Annotated in this window: 11 protein-coding genes and 1 pseudogene; 5 read left to right on the top strand and 7 right to left on the bottom strand. The window is 67.0% G+C overall.

All coding sequences use genetic code 11. From position 1 onward, the window contains the following. Window positions 1-533 precede the first annotated feature (533 nt). Both ACIQWR_RS37920 and ACIQWR_RS37915 read right to left on the bottom strand, forming a co-directional pair. A complete protein-coding gene (locus ACIQWR_RS37920; protein WP_404019593.1) occupies window positions 534-1,169 on the bottom strand; it encodes a hypothetical protein in 636 nt (211 codons plus the stop codon). Window positions 1,170-1,326: 157 nt separating this feature from the next. After that, the gene (locus ACIQWR_RS37915; protein WP_404019590.1) at window positions 1,327-1,650 is read right to left on the bottom strand and encodes a hypothetical protein; all 324 of its coding nucleotides are present in this window, start codon (window positions 1,648-1,650) and stop codon (window positions 1,327-1,329) included. 203 nt (window positions 1,651-1,853) lie between these two features. On the opposite strand from ACIQWR_RS37915, the gene istA reads away from it, so the two are divergent. Then, entirely contained in the window at window positions 1,854-3,467 is a 1,614-nt protein-coding gene (istA, locus tag ACIQWR_RS37910) for an IS21 family transposase (RefSeq protein ID WP_404019587.1), read from the top strand. After that, window positions 3,464-4,297, top strand: a complete 834-nt coding sequence (locus ACIQWR_RS37905) for an ATP-binding protein (protein ID WP_404019584.1) — start codon at window positions 3,464-3,466, stop codon at window positions 4,295-4,297. Before istA ends, ACIQWR_RS37905 begins: the two co-directional genes overlap by 4 nt. A gap of 167 nt (window positions 4,298-4,464) precedes the next feature. Here ACIQWR_RS37905 and ACIQWR_RS37900 read toward each other — a convergent pair whose 3' ends face one another. Genes ACIQWR_RS37900 through ACIQWR_RS37890 form a run of 3 tightly spaced genes read right to left on the bottom strand, consistent with a single transcriptional unit; the run spans window position 4,465 to window position 7,480 of the window. Continuing rightward, on the bottom strand, window positions 4,465-5,454 hold the full coding sequence (locus tag ACIQWR_RS37900; RefSeq protein WP_404019581.1) for a tyrosine-type recombinase/integrase: 990 nt from the start codon (window positions 5,452-5,454) through the stop codon (window positions 4,465-4,467). Beyond that, the gene (locus ACIQWR_RS37895) at window positions 5,451-6,383 is read right to left on the bottom strand and encodes a tyrosine-type recombinase/integrase (RefSeq protein ID WP_404019578.1); all 933 of its coding nucleotides are present in this window, start codon (window positions 6,381-6,383) and stop codon (window positions 5,451-5,453) included. The genes ACIQWR_RS37900 and ACIQWR_RS37895 overlap by 4 nt, the downstream gene beginning before the upstream one ends. Then, on the bottom strand, window positions 6,380-7,480 hold the full coding sequence (locus ACIQWR_RS37890) for a site-specific integrase (RefSeq protein ID WP_404019576.1): 1,101 nt from the start codon (window positions 7,478-7,480) through the stop codon (window positions 6,380-6,382). Before ACIQWR_RS37890 ends, ACIQWR_RS37895 begins: the two co-directional genes overlap by 4 nt. 278 nt (window positions 7,481-7,758) lie before the next feature. Between ACIQWR_RS37890 and ACIQWR_RS37885 the strand changes: the two are divergent. After that, window positions 7,759-8,019 (top strand): annotated as a pseudogene (locus ACIQWR_RS37885) (ATP-binding protein); the annotation flags it as partial. Between the two features lie 33 nt (window positions 8,020-8,052). On the opposite strand, the gene ACIQWR_RS37880 reads toward ACIQWR_RS37885, so the two are convergent. Continuing rightward, on the bottom strand, window positions 8,053-8,466 hold the full coding sequence (locus tag ACIQWR_RS37880) for a hypothetical protein (protein WP_404019573.1): 414 nt from the start codon (window positions 8,464-8,466) through the stop codon (window positions 8,053-8,055). Between the two features lie 103 nt (window positions 8,467-8,569). Next, the gene (locus tag ACIQWR_RS37875) at window positions 8,570-10,282 is read right to left on the bottom strand and encodes a Mu transposase C-terminal domain-containing protein (protein WP_404019570.1); all 1,713 of its coding nucleotides are present in this window, start codon (window positions 10,280-10,282) and stop codon (window positions 8,570-8,572) included. 552 nt (window positions 10,283-10,834) lie between these two features. Here ACIQWR_RS37875 and ACIQWR_RS37870 point away from each other — a divergent pair. Together ACIQWR_RS37870 and ACIQWR_RS37865 are read left to right on the top strand one after the other, a co-directional pair. Further along, window positions 10,835-13,366: a hypothetical protein gene (locus ACIQWR_RS37870; RefSeq protein ID WP_404019567.1), complete on the top strand. Its 2,532-nt coding sequence runs from the start codon at window positions 10,835-10,837 to the stop codon at window positions 13,364-13,366. A gap of 500 nt (window positions 13,367-13,866) precedes the next feature. Next, complete coding sequence (locus ACIQWR_RS37865; RefSeq protein WP_404019564.1) at window positions 13,867-14,238, top strand: hypothetical protein; 372 nt, start codon at window positions 13,867-13,869, stop codon at window positions 14,236-14,238. The last annotated feature ends 1,472 nt before the right edge of the window (window positions 14,239-15,710 follow it).

Raw genomic sequence — 15,710 nt, 5'->3', positions numbered from 1 at the left:
CCCGCGGAGCGGGTCCCACAGCGCTGCGCGCTGTGCCAACGGACCGCTTCGCTTCGCTCAGCGGGAGGGTGCTTCGCACCCTCAGGGGCGGCCCTTCGGGCCGGTGTCCTGCGCTGCGCTGCGGACTGTTCGGGGTTTCGCTTCGCTCCACCCCGAACGGCCTGCTCTGCAGGCCCAGGTGACCCCGTTTCAGGGGATCCGGACCTACGGCCCATTCAGGTGGATTCGCTTCGCTCCCTCACCTGAAGTCCTTCCGGCTCCGCCTCCAGGACAAGCCCGCTCTGCGGGCGGCCAGCAGCGGGAGCGGGTGTCTTCTCCTGGCCGGACCTTAGTCTCGGGCAGGCAATCCACCAGACGGACCTGACCCTCATGAGCTCTGCATCACGATGATGCACTGAGTAGCATCACGAGAAAGCCTCAGCTTCCGGACCGGTATCGGGGCTGCCGACCCGTGAGCTGATGATCTGCAGCGCCCTGTCCGCTGGAACGTCATCGCTTGTCACCGTCAAAACGAACTGTAGATTCGCTGGCTCTCAGCGCAGGTGGCGAAGCTCGCGCAGTCCGTAGTCTGGAGGCAGCCACCCCTTCTTCCGCCTCTCGATGGTCTTCCGTGTGTGAGGTGGCGGGTAGGGACAGCCCTGCATCAAATCGGGTTCGGCCTCGGCCAACGGATCCTCGCGGTGATCGATATAGACGGGCCAGATGGTCTTCGTGGGCTCCTCCGGACCCGGTGTCGTCCCTCGCCGGCTACCGCGTGGCTTGGGGCGGGGAGGCTGGGGCGGGCGCAGCTTGCAGTCCTCGGCGAAAAGCGTCAGTGACGGCATGCCCTCGCCTCCCAACGGGTCGCTGAAGAGCGGTCCGCCGGTGCCGGCCCCGAGGCTCCAGTGGAGAGCGGCTGCTCTCAGCAGGGGGCTGGCCCAGGCGGGAACACTATGGGTCATGCAGCCGCTGCGCAGCCGGCGCCCGTGCAGCGTGACTGTCGTGCCATCTGGAGCCAGATCACGGACGTGCGCGGTGGCCAGCTGGGTGGTGGACGCCGCGGTGAACACGGCCGTGGCGAGCTGAGCCGCCAAGTACGGCTGCCCGGTGGCACGGTGAAGACGCCACGCCACTTCCGCCTCGGTTACCGGTGCCATCACCGGCGGGAAGAAGTCCCGGTCCTGAGCCATGGGCGCAGCGCACCTGCACGGGCGGACCTTGTCGTCGAAGGCCCTGAGGCTGGTCAGGGCGGGCAGGCTGATCCAGCGGTTCGCCAACGGCCTCGCCGCTTGGGATGCCTGGCGTTCCACAGTGGCCGGTTCCGCCTCGGGCAGCAGAGCGGAAGCCTCAGCGACACGGTGGTCCAGCTGCTGTAGTTCGCGTTCCAGGAAACAGCTCGTGGCGCAGGTCTCGGGTCGAGGGGCGCGAGCGGAACTGGATCCGGCGTGTCAACTTCGGCGCGAGCTCACGCAACGAGGTGTTCACGGCCAACGATTTCCCCCGGCCCGCCTGCCCATAGATGCAGATCATGGCTCTGGCCTCGATCGCGGCCCGGATGTTCTCCCTGACCATGAGCAGGGCACGCGTGGAGACGATCTGGGCGCCCGGCAGGCGCATGAAGTGGTCCTCCCGCTCCCGGGGCAGCCGGCCCTGCCGCTCAGCAGTCACCATCGCTCAACACTCCCCGCTGTCGTCACGTGCATCAGCCGCTCCGGGCGGCTGGCTTTATTCACGGGTTGTGAAGCCCGTTGTTCACGGGTTTGGAAGGCGCCCAGATCCACGGTCGGGTGATGTTCACGAGTATTGAAGTCACCGGGGTGCTTGCCACGGGAGCATCGAGATGCTCCTGGTGAAAGGGCCTGATCATGCCACAGATGTCGAAGATCGAGCTGTACGCGGCGATCCGTCGTGACCACCGCGGCGGCATGAAGATCCGGGAGATCGAGCGCAAGTACAACGTGTCGTGGCGGACTGTCCGTAAGGCCGTCGACTCGGTCTGGCCGGAGCCAAGGAAGCAGCTGCCGCCCCGGCCGACCGGGCTGGATCCGTACAAGCTGGTGATCGACGGGATGCTGCAGGCGGACCTGGACGCGCCGCGCAAGCAGCGGCACACGATCACACGGATCTTCCACCGCCTGATCGAGGAACACGGCGCGGATGTCTCCTACCAAATGGTCCGGCGCTACGTCTCGGACCGGAAGCCGCAGATCCTCGTCGAGTCGGGGAAGGCCCCGGTCGAAGCGTTCATCCCGCAGACCCACCATCCCGGCATGGAGGCTGAGGTCGACTTCGGCGACGTGACCATCCGCCTCGCAGGTGAGCTTGTGACCTGCTATTTGTTCTCCTTCCGCCTGTCCTACTCGGGCAAGGCCGTCCATCGCGTCTTCGCGTCCTGCGGCCAGGAAGCCTTCTTCGAAGGGCACGTTCACGCGCTTCGGACGCTGGGCGGGGTCCCGCGGAGCAAGGTCCGTTACGACAACCTGAAGGCCGCCGTCGCCCGGGTGCTGGGGCTGAGCCGGGCTAGGGTGGAGGCCGACCGATGGATCGCGTTCAGGTCACACTTCGGGATCCAGAGCTTCTACTGCCGACCGGGCATCGAGGGCGCCCACGAGAAGGGCGGAGTCGAGGGACAGATCGGCTACTTCCGCCGCAACCACTTCACCCCTGTGCCCGAGGTCGACACGCTGGCCGAGCTGAACGAACTGGTCGACCAGTGGGATCTTCATGACGGGCGGCGCCGGATCGGTTCGCGGCCACGGACCATCGACGAGTACTTCGAGACCGAGCGCTCGCTGCTGATGCCGCTGCCGGAAGAGTCGTTCGAGACGGGCCGGCTGTTCACTCCGCGAGTCGACCGCTACAGCCAGATCGCCGTCCGAACGAACCGGTACTCGGTCCCGGTACGGCTGATCGGCAAGCGGGTCCGGGTGGTGCTGCACGCTTCTCACCTGGTGGTTTACGACAGGAACGTGGAAGTGGCACGGCACGAGCGTCTGATCGCGAAGGGCGGCTGCCGCCTGGATCTGGACCACTACCTGGAGGCCCTGATCCGCAAGCCGGGTGCTTTCCCGGGCGCGACCGCGCTCGAACAGGCCCGCTCGGCCGGCAAGTTCACCCCGATCCATGACGCCTGGTGGGTCGCGGCCGTCAAGGCCCACGGCGACACCGCCGGGACGAGGGCGCTGATCGAGGTGCTGCTGCTGGCCCGCCACCTGCCGCACGAGCACCTGGTCGCCGGCCTCTCGATGGCTTTGCGGGCCGGGGCCCTGACCGCGGACGCGGTCGCGCTGGAGACTCGGAAAATCGCACAGGCCGAGGATGAGCCGGCCGGGTCCGCCGGCACGGCCACGGTGACGTTTCTGCACGAGTGGCGGCTCGCGCATCTTCCCCCGGACACCAGGCCGCTGCCCTCGGTGACCCACTACGACCAACTGCTCCGACGCCGTCGCGCCAGCGGCGGTGAACACCGCGAGGGAGAAGCACAGTGACCCTGCCCCGCCAGCGAGGATTGACCGAGCAGGCCGCCAACACGGCCATCGACACCGCTTGCCGTCTGCTGCGGCTGCCGTCGATCAGGAACGAGTTCCCCGACATCGCCGACCGGGCGATGAAGGACCAGATGACTTATCGCGGCTTCCTCGCCGAGCTGCTGATGGCCGAGTGCGACGACCGGTCGCGGCGCCGGTCGGAACGGCGGATCAAGGCGGCCGGCTTCCCCCGGGACAAGTCCTTGCGGAGCTTCGACTTCGACGCGAACCCGAACCTCGACGCAGCCGCCATCCACACCCTCGCCAGCTGCGAGTGGATCAAGAAGAGCCAGCCGCTCTGCCTGATCGGCGACTCTGGGACCGGCAAGTCCCACATGCTGATCGCCCTGGGAACCGAGGCCGCGATGGCCGGCTACCGGGTCAAGTACGTGCTGGCCACGAAGCTGGTCAACGAGCTCGTCGAAGCCGCCGATGAAAAGCAGCTGACCAAGACGATCGCCCGCTACGGCCGCGTCGACCTGCTCTGCATCGACCTATGCCGAGACCGTAACTATGCCGACAATCCGCTGGCGAGGGTTGCGTCTTCCCCTGTCTGGTCTGCGTTTGAGACGTCGAGATGGAAGGGCGATCCGTTGGCGAGTGGCGTCCATCCCTGCGCGAGGGCGGTCTGGATGGCCTGGGCGACATCAGCGGGAACGACCGGCTTGGTCGTCAGACCCAACCAGTTCTCGGGGTGGTGCCAGCCGGTCTCGACGACGAGAACGTTTCCCGGGACGGTGGCGTCCTCGACCGCGAACGTCAGCGGACCCCAGCCGTTTGACTGGCAATAGGTCGGCTTGTGGCGGACGCGCCAGCGGTAGGTGACGCCCTCCACGACGATGTGCCGGGACCCCTTCTTGACCAGCGCCACCGTCTGCTCCTTCGACTGCCCGTAGTATCGCTCCGACACTCGCAGCCCGCCCTCGGGGACGCAAACCAGTTGAGTTCCTCGGCATAGTCACAAGCGATCGAGGAAGGCCAAGACCTTGTCGGTGGGCCGGTAGCGGCCCGGCCGGGCGGTGACCGGCGCGGTCAGCGCGAGCGCCTTCTCTTTGATGGTCATGTCGGCGTGGACGTAGGCGTCGGTGGAGCGGACGCCGGCGTGGCCGAGCCAGAGCGCGATGACCGTGGTGTCGACGCCTGCCTGCAGCAGTGACATCGCGCAACTGTGCCGCAGGACGTGCGGGTGGATGCTCTTGTCCAGCAGGGACGGGCAGGCTCCCGCGGCAGCCTGCGCGTGGATGCCCAGACGCTGTGCAACGGCATCGCGACTGAGGCGCCGCCCGGCCCGGGTGCAGAACAGAGGGTCGCCGCGGCGTCCGGCGCGCTCGTTCAGCCAGGAGCCCAGCAGGCTCTGGATGGGGCGGTCGAGCGGGACGGTGCGCTGTTTGCGCCCTTTCCCCTCGCAGCGGACGGCGGCGCCGTCGCCGAGGGTGATGTCGTCGCAGTTCAAGCTGGTGAGTTCGGAGACGCGCAGGCCGGTCTGGACGGCCAGCGCCAGCATGGCCTTGTCCCGTCGTCCTTCCCAGCGTTTCGGGTCCGGTGCCGCCAGCAGAGCGTCGACCTCGCCGGCGGTCAGGAACGTGACGGTCCTCTTGGTGAACCGCTTGGGCGGGATGTCGAGGACCCGCTGGATGAGGAGGGCGTGTTCGGGGTGCTGGACGGCGGCGTAGGAGAACAGGGACCGGATCGCCGTCAGGCGGACGTTGCGGGTTCTGGTGCTGTTGCCGCGCTCGTCCTCCAGATGGTTCAAGAATGCCGAGATGACGTCCGCGTTCAGGTCGTTCCAGTCCATTTTCGCCGGAGTGGTCCCGGTCCGCTGCTGGACGAACCCGAGCAGAAGGCGGAGCGCGTCGCGGTAGGCAGCGATCGTGCGGGGACTGGCCTGGCGCTGGCGGGCGAGCCGTTCGGTGAAGAACGCCTGGAGCGTGGGGGCGATCAGGGTCATGAGCGGGCCTCCTGCCGGATGCCGTCGCGGCGGGCGGCGGCCAGGGCGAGCAGTTCCGGCGCCGCCGACAAATACCAGTAGGTGCAGGCCGGTTCGCGGTGTCCCATGTAGGTCGACAGCGACGGGATCTTCGCCTGGATGTTGGCCTCGGTGCGATACCAGTGCAGCAGGGCCCTGACGGCGAAGGTGTGTCGCAGCTCGTGCAGCCGAGGTCGGTGCGGGGCGTCGAGACCGACACGGGCCGTGTCCACCAGGTCCCGGAATACCGGATGCACGCAGGCGTAGAGCAGCCGCTTGCCGGTGAGGGAGACGAAGAACGCCGGGTCCTTCGGCCTGGGCATCAGGTCTTCGCGCAGCTGGTTGTACTCGCGCAGCGCGTTCGTGGCATTGTCCTGCAGCGGGACCAAGCGGGACTTGCCGAACTTGGACTCGCGGATGTGCAGCACGCCCTCGGTCCAGTCGATGTCGTCGCGGTCGAGCTTGATTGCCTCGCCGATGCGCAGGCCGGACGCTGCCAGCAGCCCGATCAGCGTGTGGTGGGTCCCCGCGCGCAGCGGCTGCGGGATTGTCTCTTTGGCCGCGGCCATGATCGCTGCGATGTCGGCGTCGGAGTAGACGAAGATCTGCCCCCGGCGCCGGTTGTAGGGCACCAGCCCCAGTGGCGGCACCTCCGTCGCAGGGTCGATCCCGCTCAGGTAACGGGCGAACCCGCGGACGGCGGTGATCCGCCGGGGACTGACCGTCGTGATCACCTCGGGCTCTCGGGTCTTCATCCAGTCCAGTGCGGCGGCGACGGTCACGGTCTGTTCGCCTCGGTGGTCCATGAAGCTGACGAAGTCCGGAAGCAGATAGGCCGCTTCGGCTATCTGGTGTCCCAGCGAACGGCGGAGTCGCAGGTAGTCGTCGACTGCCTGGCGAAGATCGGTCATGCCGCCTCCGTCCCGGGCCAGGGCTGTGCGACCGCCCGCAGGGCGATGAAGTCGACCTTCGCGTAGAGCGCGGTCGTGGCCAGGTCCTGGTGCCGGAGCACCTGGCCGATCGCGGTGAGCCCGGCGCCGTGCCGCAGCATGTCCGCGGCCAGGGCATGACGCAGTCGGTGCGGCCCGACCGTGCGCGAGCCGGCCCGCCGACAGGCTCGTTCCACCACGTCACCGACCAGGTCCGCCCGGATCGGAGCATGCGGAGCCTTGCAGGTCAGGAAGACATGACGTGCATCCAGGCAAGGCCGCGGGCCGGTCACGTAGGCGACCAGGGCCTCGCCGACGTCGGCCGGCAGCGGGAGCCGGTCCTCACGGCGCCCCTTGCCGCGGACGACGACCTCGCCGCATCGCCAGTCGATGTCGTCCAGCAGCAGCCGGGCCACCTCGATCGACCGCAGTCCGAGCCTGGCCACCAGCATCAAGATCGCGTAGTCGCGGACGCCGACCGTCCCGTGGCGGGGAGTATGGTCCAGCAGCTGCTGAACGTCGCCGGCTGCCATCGTCGGCGGCACAGAGGCGAAGCGCCAGCCGCCCACTGGAGGCACCGCGCCGCCGAGCTTCATCGGGATGACGCCTTGCAGGTGAAGGAACCGCATCAGCGACCGCAGCTCGGCCACCCGCCCCTTTGCCGAGCCCGCCGAGACCCTGACACACTCCCGCAGCAGGAACGCGTTCAGGTCCACCCCGGTCAGACGGACCGGCGTGAACTGACCTTCGGTCATTGCCTGTTCGGCCAGGAAGCGCTGGGCAGTGTTCCCATAGCGCAGCATCGTCGACGCCGACAGACCGCGCTCGGACTCCATCCAGCGCTGGTACTGCTCCAGCAGAACATCCGCCGGCGACGGCGCCACCTGCGGTGGGGACACCACCCCGGCCTCACGCAGGAACGTCAGCATCGGGACCAAGCCGCGGGGCCCGGCCACCCGCCGGCGACCCGAATTCTGCAGGTCAAGAAGGTGCTGGTTCAGCCGCCCCTCGTCCAGATCGGCAACATCAAGGCCCTGCGTCGATAGCCACAGGCCGACCTGCCCCAGATCCTTGAGCATGTTCCTGGTGGTCAGGGTCGTGTACCCGCGCTCCGCCAGCCATGCCCGGTAGCCCTCGACATGCGGTGCCAGAGCACCCGCCTTCCGACGCGTACTTCCGAACGGCATCGCTACCCCCTCGCGGGAGCACCCCTGCCCCCTCACCCGCGAGGCTGCCCGGCACCGAAACTATGCAGAGCCACGAGCAGCCGAAACCCCACGAAGGAGCGGAACAGCACGCATGGCTTCGGCATAGTTACGATCTCGGCATAGGTCGATCTATGCCGATATCGGCATAGATCGACGAACTCGGCTACATGGAACTCGACCGCCGCGGCGCCGAACTCCTCTTCCAGGTCCTGACCGAACGCGAAGAGAAGAACAGCGTCGCCATCGCCTCCAACGAGTCCTTCGGCGGCTGGACCAAGACGTTCACCGACCCCCGCCTCTGCGCGGCCATCGTCGACCGCCTCACCTTCAACGGCACCATCATCGAGACAGGCACCGACTCCTACCGCCTCGCCAGCACACGAGCCCGCGCCGAAGCCGCGGCCGGCTAGGTTCCGCCGGGGCCGTCGGCCAATTCTCCAGCCTCAGGGGGAGTTGGCCAGCGGCGCATCGGAGCGAAACAGGGCCCGCAACTCGTCAGGGGCGACAGGCCCCGGGTCACGAACGGGCTGGCCGACGTCGGCAGGCCAACTTGGACGACAGCGTTCGAGGAAGTCCATGAAGTCGGTCCGCAGATACCGAGAGTCGGACGGCTTCAGCCGGATCTGCTGGCGGCTGTCTGCCCACCAGATCTCGAAATCGGCAACCGTGCCCTCCACTGGCCAGTCTTCGACCTCGTCCGGCAGCAGCAGAACGTCGACAAAGCCCCCGACGCTCAGGCCGATGTCCACGAAGATCCCGATCGCACCGGGCCGGGGAACCTTCACCACGGTCCCCTCGAAGACCTGCCCGAAGCGCAGGCCTCTCCGAATCCAGGCCCACTCGGCATCTGTCACCACGAACAGATCATCGCACCTTCGTCCGGGGCGCGAGTAGCTGGGACTCAACGTGAACTGCAGCAGCGTCCCTCACGAAGTTGGCCTCAGCCCCCCGGCACTGCCGCTACTTCTCGTGAACATCCACGACCCAGAGGCTGACCAACCGCTGCTGAAACTCATCGACAAACGCTGCTGCGGAACGTGAACAAAGCCAGGGCGGCCCGCCATCGGCTGTCTCCGCCTTCCCGACATCCGTCTGCGCGCCAGCCGCACGGCGAGGGCGAACAACCGGACGTGCCCAGGAAGCAGGGGGTTCACGGGGAGGGATCAGGTCCGGAAGCGCCCGGGCCGCCAGATCCACGCCCCTGGACCGGGCGATCTCCTCCTCGGCCTGCGAGGAAGTGACCGTTCGCCGCGGACGGGGCACGGCCGCCGTGGTCGTCTCCGTGTAGCGGGTCTTGCGCAGCTTCTCCGCCGCCTTCAGGTCCGCTTTCAACTGCCGGGCCTTCTTCTCCCTGACCGAACTCAGCGCGCGACGCTGCTCAAGCGTCGCCGCCTGGGCCAGATAGGCGCTGCCCAGATGCTGGCCCCACTCCTCGGTGGAGAACACCTCGATCCGCCCGTCATAGTGCGGCAGATACCTCAACCTCACCCGCATACCGACATGCCCGGCCATCCACGGCGCGATATAGGCCCGGCGCCGCCACGAGATCCCGTTCGTGGTGATCTTCCGGACCCTGCCGTCGTCCTCCAACGCGAAGAACGCCAGCCGCTCCTCCGCAATGTCCTCAACCGGCACCGGATCCGCCTCCCACGCCGCCAACGGCGTCACGTCGGCGTCCAGACCGGCAGGGTGATGCTCGGTGTTCCACCACACCACCCAATCCAGCACAACCCTCACGAAGTCCGGGTACGAGAGCAGATCCCCCACCGGATCCGGGTGATATGCCTCCGCGGGGCGAGCCCGATGCGTATAGCCCGGCAACGAGACCAGCAGCATCTCCTCCACCGCACCGTTCAGGGATTCGATAGTGCCCTTGCGGTACGGCTTGTACGCCGGCAGATCATCCACCGGGACCGCGAAGGCGCCCAGAGCACGCTCCACCGTCCGGCAGAGGAACTCCTTGCCCCGGTCCACCCGCACCACGCCGGGCAGGCCACCGAACGGGCCGTACGGATCCTGCCTACTGATGCCCGTGCGCAGCGCGGCCAGGACCGCGTCCCGGGCCGGCTGGTGCGGGGTGACCGCTACTCCGACGATCGCCTTCGTCGCGACATCAATGAACCACGTCACCCACGGACACACCGCGGAGCCCTCAAGGTCCACCCGTACCGGGACCCGCTTGTGATCACCCTCCCAGCACGCATTCCGGTGCGTCCGCGGACGCTTCCCGTACACATCAAACCGACGCCTGGCCGCCTCGCCGCCCTTCAGACCAGCCCGCTCCCCCGCCGACAGATCCCGCACCACCGCACGATGGAACACGGACAACGACGGCACCGGACCCAACGACGGATCCCGCACGGCACGGGCCAAGAGATCACGGTGCACCGCGGACACATTCCCGCCCCACACAGCCAACTCCTGCCGCATCTCCCGCGTCACCACGAACCGCGAGCGCGGTCTCGGGCCCGTCCGCCCCTCACACCGGGCCACCGACAACCAATCCCACACCGTCCTCTCCGAAACACCCAACGCCGAAGCAGTCAACCGCACGTGCGCAGAACCGAGTTCACCCCGGACATCAAGAGCCATCAGACGCGTGAGTGCCGCCTCCCGCCCCACACCAGCCGGCACCACCCACTCGGTGAAGCCACCGGCATCGCTATCCGCCATCAGCCCCACCCCCGATGCGCCTGTGCCTACTGCAGGCTGTCCAGCTGTCCCGAACCCACACAGACACACCGCACAGCATCACTCATGTGGGTTTAGCCAGGTCACGGCCAACGCGGGCCAACCTCGATGAGACCAGAGCTGCCAAGCCTCTTCTGACATGCCGCCCGGCAACGGCCCGCAGGAGCCACTGAACTCCAAAGCTCCTTATCCGCCAGGATCTGCGGCTGTGCCTCCTCGGCCAGAAATGTTCTGGGGCGCTCGGAGGGCTACGCCGTCTCAAGACCGTCACGACGGCTGCCCGAGCGGCCTGAGAGCGATAACACTTGTGCGATGACCCCGAAAGCCGCTTCCCCGGGCTGTACTCCCAGCGAGCATCCGGAACCGAAGTCGTCCACCGTCAAGGAGCTCTATGCGTCCGCGATGACGTGCGGCTCGCCGCAGTGCGGACAACCGCTCTACAGGCAGAGCACGACCGCCAGTAGGCGCATACTCAACAGCCGCGTCGCACACATCCATGCCCGCAGCGAAGGTGGAGCGCGGTGGAACCAGGAGATGAGCAGCGAGGAGAACCGAGCCTTCGGCAACTTGATTCTGCTGTGTGAAGCCCACCACTCGGAGGTCGACGGGGTTCCCGAGTTCTTTCCGGCCGAGCTGTTGCGGTCGTGGAAGCAGAAGCAGGTCCAGGAGCACGATCGGGCTCTCGGCTTCATACTGACCGACACTGAAGCCAAGGAGGTCTCCGCAGCCTCGTTCAACATGGAAGCTTTGGTCGAGCAAGTGGCGGCCGTGGTGCCATTCTCGGCACGCTCCCGCTCCCGGCAGGCGGCGTTGGAGCTCGCTGCGAGAAGTTCTCGTGCGCGTAGCCTGGTGCGACTCCGCAGCGCCCCTGCTGACCGCCGAGCTGACGTGATGGCCTGGCGCTTCGGTCAATCGCGTTCCGTGGTGGACGTTCCCGAGGGCAGCGTGCGAGTCCTGGTTGCTCCCATGGGTGCGGGCAAGAGCGAGGAGGCGGAAGGATGGTGGAATGAGGGGGTTACCCGGGCATGGGCTGATAGCGAGGTAGCTATTCCCGTGTGGTTGGACGCGCGGCTGGTGCAACACGGTCTTGCCTCAGCGGTTCAGGACGCCCTGGGTGGCGACCCTGATCGGGAGTGCCGCATCGTGATCGACGACCTCGACTCGGTCAGCCCAACTCAGGCCGATGACCTGCTGAACGAGGCCCGTCGGCTCGTTCTGGTCTGGCCCGGCGTACGCGTACTGGCGACGACCCGCCCCGGGGCGGGTGACGTGCAAGAAACCGAGCGTATCGACCTTGCTCCCTGGCCACTTGAACAAGGGCTCCGCCTCCTGCGCGTGATCGTAGGTGAGGAGATCTTCTGGCAGGTCGGGGCGCACGAAACGAGGCAGCTACTGGCGAGCCCACTTCTCGTCCATGCCCTGGGCGCGAGGCTCTGCGCCGGGGACGACTCGCATGCCTCAACGCGTGCCTTGCTATCGGGCCTTGCCGACTCCATCCTCCGGCGCGAACGCCCGGCCTCGCGGGATGTGTGGAACAGCCTGGTGCGGCTCGCCGCGTTGGTGATGAACTCTGCCGGTCTCGTCAGAGCCTCTTCGTTCGGGCGGGAACATGAAATCTGGGAACTGGAAGAGACGGGGCTGGTGGTCCGGGACGACGACCGGTTGCGATTCGCGCTGCCCCTGTTCGAGCAGCACTTCGCAGCTCAGGCCCTCCAGGACCAGACAGCACGACTCGAGGACGCTGCCGGGCCCGAACTCTTCCCTCGCTGGCGATACGCAATCGCCTTCGCCGTAGACACAGCTACGGCCGATGCGGCCGAGAACCTTATGATCCGGCTGGCGCGGACGAACCCTGCTGCCGCTTCTTGGGTGCTTAACGAGATCACCGGCACCACGCCCCCGGCCGACCTGGGCGCAGCTGCAAGTACGGACCGCGCCACGCACGACGGCGATAAGGATTCGGCCCTGGCGGCAGGTCAGTGGCTAAGGACCGCGATGCTCGCTTGGCTCACGGGAGTCGGTGACCTCGGCAACCGGTTGACACGGCAGCACGACGGGCACTTGGCGCCATGGGGAGTGCGACTTGAAGGCGACTTCATGCTGCTAGGCGAAGCCCGCGAAGGTGTATTGGATGCCGACGTCGTGTCGCGGCCCGATCTTCAGCTCGGAGGAAATCCACTCGCACAGTTCCACAGCATCCATGGCTTCCCGCTGCCGCAGGGAGATCTGGCGAGATGGGCCTGGGCACGCAATCGGCTCCGAACCACCCTGTCCACCTGCATCAAACGACGGGTGCTGCAGGTCCCACCTCTGTCCCCCCTCTCAACCGAACGACTGTGGTTCCTCGCCCGCCGTGTACTCGCAGATGGCCGGCACCGTGGCAGCGCTCCAATTCCCATACAGGAGCTCCGTCTGCAGGTCGACGCCATGATGGAGCAGGTAGAGAACAGCGAGTGGTGCACCTGGAGCGTGGCTGGCGACACGATCGACTCCGCCGACGTCCGCTGGCTCCACACCGAACTTGATCATATTCTCCAGCCGACCCTCACCGCACCACGCCCGCCAGCCGACCGCAGAGCAGGGGCTCAATTCGTCTGGCAGGCGTACTCGCCGGAACTGACCTGGTCTATTACCACCGACGTCCTGCGTGATGCGCTTACCGGCTACCGCCAACTCGTCGAATCCAACTTCCCGCGGTTCGGACACGCACTGGGCCTATTCAGCATCATGCCCGTACGCGTCGAAGGCCACGTGATCATGCCCGCTCCGGGCGATTCGGCCGCTTGGACCGCGACTGTGGAGTACACGCTCTCCCCCGATACGTCGACCCCTCCGTCCACCCAACCCATGGTGAACCTCGAACTGCTTCAGGAACCCGACGTTCCACCAACCCGGTGGATGGACCTGCCCGAAGACACCCCAGCCGTATTCAAGGTGCCTGGAATCCATCAGCAAGCACTCGCCACTCACCACGAGCGACAAGCCACGAACCTCGCCTATGCCTGGCTCGCACACGACCTCCACACCGTCGGCTGGCTACAAGATCACTCCCCGTACTTCGACTAAACAGATGACCGGTCTTCCCCAAAGGACGCGACAGACCCAAGCCCCCTACGGTGGCCCTGGCTCCTTGGGACATCACGGCGGAACTCACCCAGGTCAACCCCGACTGAAACCCCCGCGAGCTGGGGCAGACCATCGACTGACGGTGCCACCACACCCTCCTGACCCAGTGCCTACAGACTCGGCGCCAACCACACTCTCAATTCAGCGTGGCTCTTCAGCACAAAATCGGCATCACGCCTTCAGTAAGACAGCCCTCCAGCAGCAATCCACCAGGTCATAGCGCACACCATCTACTGAAGACGAAACGCCGAACAACTGAAGAATCACCACCGTCTAGCAGACGCTCGGATCCAAGCGATCAACGCCTACGAAAATCTTGTAAGAGCCTAATTCATGACACTCCCGGTCCAGGTGTAGAGCGGCCCGTCGGCGGCAACACAGCATCCAGGGGGCCCGGGACCGCGCGAGGTCGTCCCGGGAGGGGCACGCATGGGGGGCACATGGAAATCTCGGTGACGGGGGCGATGCGGATGGTCGCCGACCTGCTGGACGAGGTGGCGGGGCTGCCGGGTTACGACGTGGAGGTGGAGGGCCAGCGGAGCAGCTCCTGGTCCGACCACCGTCCCCGTGTGTCCGTGTGGATGGGCACGGAGACGGACCCCCGCGAGCGGTTCCCCGCTGTCGCCCGGCTGGCACTCCACATGGGTCTGGACGCGCCGACGTTCCGTCCCGGAAGCGACCGGCAGGCACCCGACGGCATCTACGCGGCGCACGGGGACTGGCGGGGGACACACACGTCGGTGTTCACGGCCTGCACGGATTCCGATCCGAACCGCTTCGAAGACGCAATACCCCCCACCGAGGACACCTGAGCCGCCGGGGCGGCGGGCATCACGTACCGGTTCGGGGCGGGCGGCGACGGCCTGGCGACGCCGCCGCCGAGGCCATGCGCGGTGGTCAGGAACCAGGCAACGTCGATGCCTTGCTGGTCGATGAGGGCCATCTTGGCGCCCATGTCCGGCCAGGTGTTCCTCCGCCTGGCCCGTGCGGGGTTCCTGGGCAGCGCGGCGCACCGCGTCGGAGATCGTGAGCATCAACCGGAAAGCCCCCGCATCAGTCCGGGCGGCCTCCGCCATCGACTCGGCGAACGGATCGACTGCGGCAGCGGGGGCGGGAGCGGACACGCCTCTCTCCTCGGGGCGGGTCAGCGGGACCTCCCCGTGCCCGGCCTCGACGAGCCCGGCATACGGGGCGGCACACCCGCAACGGCACCGGACAACACGGCCGGGCCACGGCCCGTCGTCCGCGATGTCCTCGAAGTGCGCACCGGGCTCGTACGCCAGGCCGGTGCGCGGACCGCGGCCTCGCGCAGCAGCCGTCCCGCTTCAGCCACGGCCCTCGCCTGCGACCGCACACAGGAATGTGCAACCCCATGACAGCCCCGTCGCCCCACGACAGCCAAGGTCACCACTCAGACCAGCGACAGACCAGGCACAACCCACCCGATCCCTGCTGACGACCAACCAATGCCACCAGGACACCCATTCACAGCAGAGGTCGCCGAACCGCGGCCTGACCCGGTGGTGCCACACCTGTCCGGTGCGGTGCGAGGAACGGCCCGAGCTGATCGTCTACGCCCGGCCCGCCGGAAGCAGCCGTCTGGGGTCGCTCATCAGCTTCCCTATTCGGCGAGGTGCGGCCACAGTAGACGCCCTCGTCGAGTTCGAGGGGAACATTCCGCCACGACTCCCCAGTGCCGTTGCGGTGGATCCGTGTTTCGGCGGTGAGTCCCTTGTCGACGGCGGACTCCTCCTTCCAGCTGAGTCCGATCGACGAGAAGCGCTTCCCGGTGATCTCACCGGTGGAGAACACCCTTTCCGAGGTGGCGCTCGCGTGTGGGCGGCCGGTGTGCCCCTAAGTGTGCGCCGTCGAGGCACGACATCAAGACCCTCCGGGATCCATGATTCGCCTATGGTGGCTGCGCATTCCAATGCCTTGACGATCGGAGTCCGACGGTGAAGCGGAGGGTTCTGTACATCGCCGTGGCCGCGTTGAGCGCCCTACTGATCGGGCAGCCCGTGGCTCGGGCGGCACCCCAGGGTCCGAGCGCAGTACAGTCCGCCGAACACACGAAGAGCGGGATCTACAACTACGGTGTCTCCGTCCGGAATTATTCGAAAGTTCCGCTGAAGGTGACCAGGGCCAGGCTGAGTAACAACGGCGGAGCCTGGCACGAGCGGCCACCTCGGATCGGCGAAATCGTGCGGCCGGGTGAAACGTACACATACAACGTCACATACGTTCTGACCGCGGGGGACAACGTGACGGAAGTCGTGTTCCGCGT

Origin of the sequence: Streptomyces sp. NPDC098789 (assembly GCF_044759975.1) — a bacterium.
Taxonomy (GTDB): domain Bacteria; phylum Actinomycetota; class Actinomycetes; order Streptomycetales; family Streptomycetaceae; genus Streptomyces.
This window is presented reverse-complemented; position numbering and strand designations above follow the sequence as displayed.

Excerpts from the sequence above, each read along its gene's own strand:
- ACIQWR_RS37900 (WP_404019581.1), bottom strand. The coding sequence starts at position 5,454 with ATGACCCTGATCGCCCCCACGCTCCAGGCGTTCTTCACCGAACGGCTC.
- ACIQWR_RS37875 (WP_404019570.1), bottom strand. The coding sequence starts at position 10,282 with ATGGCGGATAGCGATGCCGGTGGCTTCACCGAGTGGGTGGTGCCGGCT.
- ACIQWR_RS37895 (WP_404019578.1), bottom strand. The coding sequence starts at position 6,383 with ATGACCGATCTTCGCCAGGCAGTCGACGACTACCTGCGACTCCGCCGT.
- ACIQWR_RS37870 (WP_404019567.1), top strand. The coding sequence starts at position 10,835 with ATGAGCAGCGAGGAGAACCGAGCCTTCGGCAACTTGATTCTGCTGTGT.
- ACIQWR_RS37920 (WP_404019593.1), bottom strand. The coding sequence starts at position 1,169 with ATGGCTCAGGACCGGGACTTCTTCCCGCCGGTGATGGCACCGGTAACC.
- ACIQWR_RS37890 (WP_404019576.1), bottom strand. The coding sequence starts at position 7,480 with ATGCTCAAGGATCTGGGGCAGGTCGGCCTGTGGCTATCGACGCAGGGC.
- ACIQWR_RS37865 (WP_404019564.1), top strand. The coding sequence starts at position 13,867 with ATGGAAATCTCGGTGACGGGGGCGATGCGGATGGTCGCCGACCTGCTG.
- ACIQWR_RS37915 (WP_404019590.1), bottom strand. The coding sequence starts at position 1,650 with ATGGTGACTGCTGAGCGGCAGGGCCGGCTGCCCCGGGAGCGGGAGGAC.
- istA (WP_404019587.1), top strand. The coding sequence starts at position 1,854 with ATGTCGAAGATCGAGCTGTACGCGGCGATCCGTCGTGACCACCGCGGC.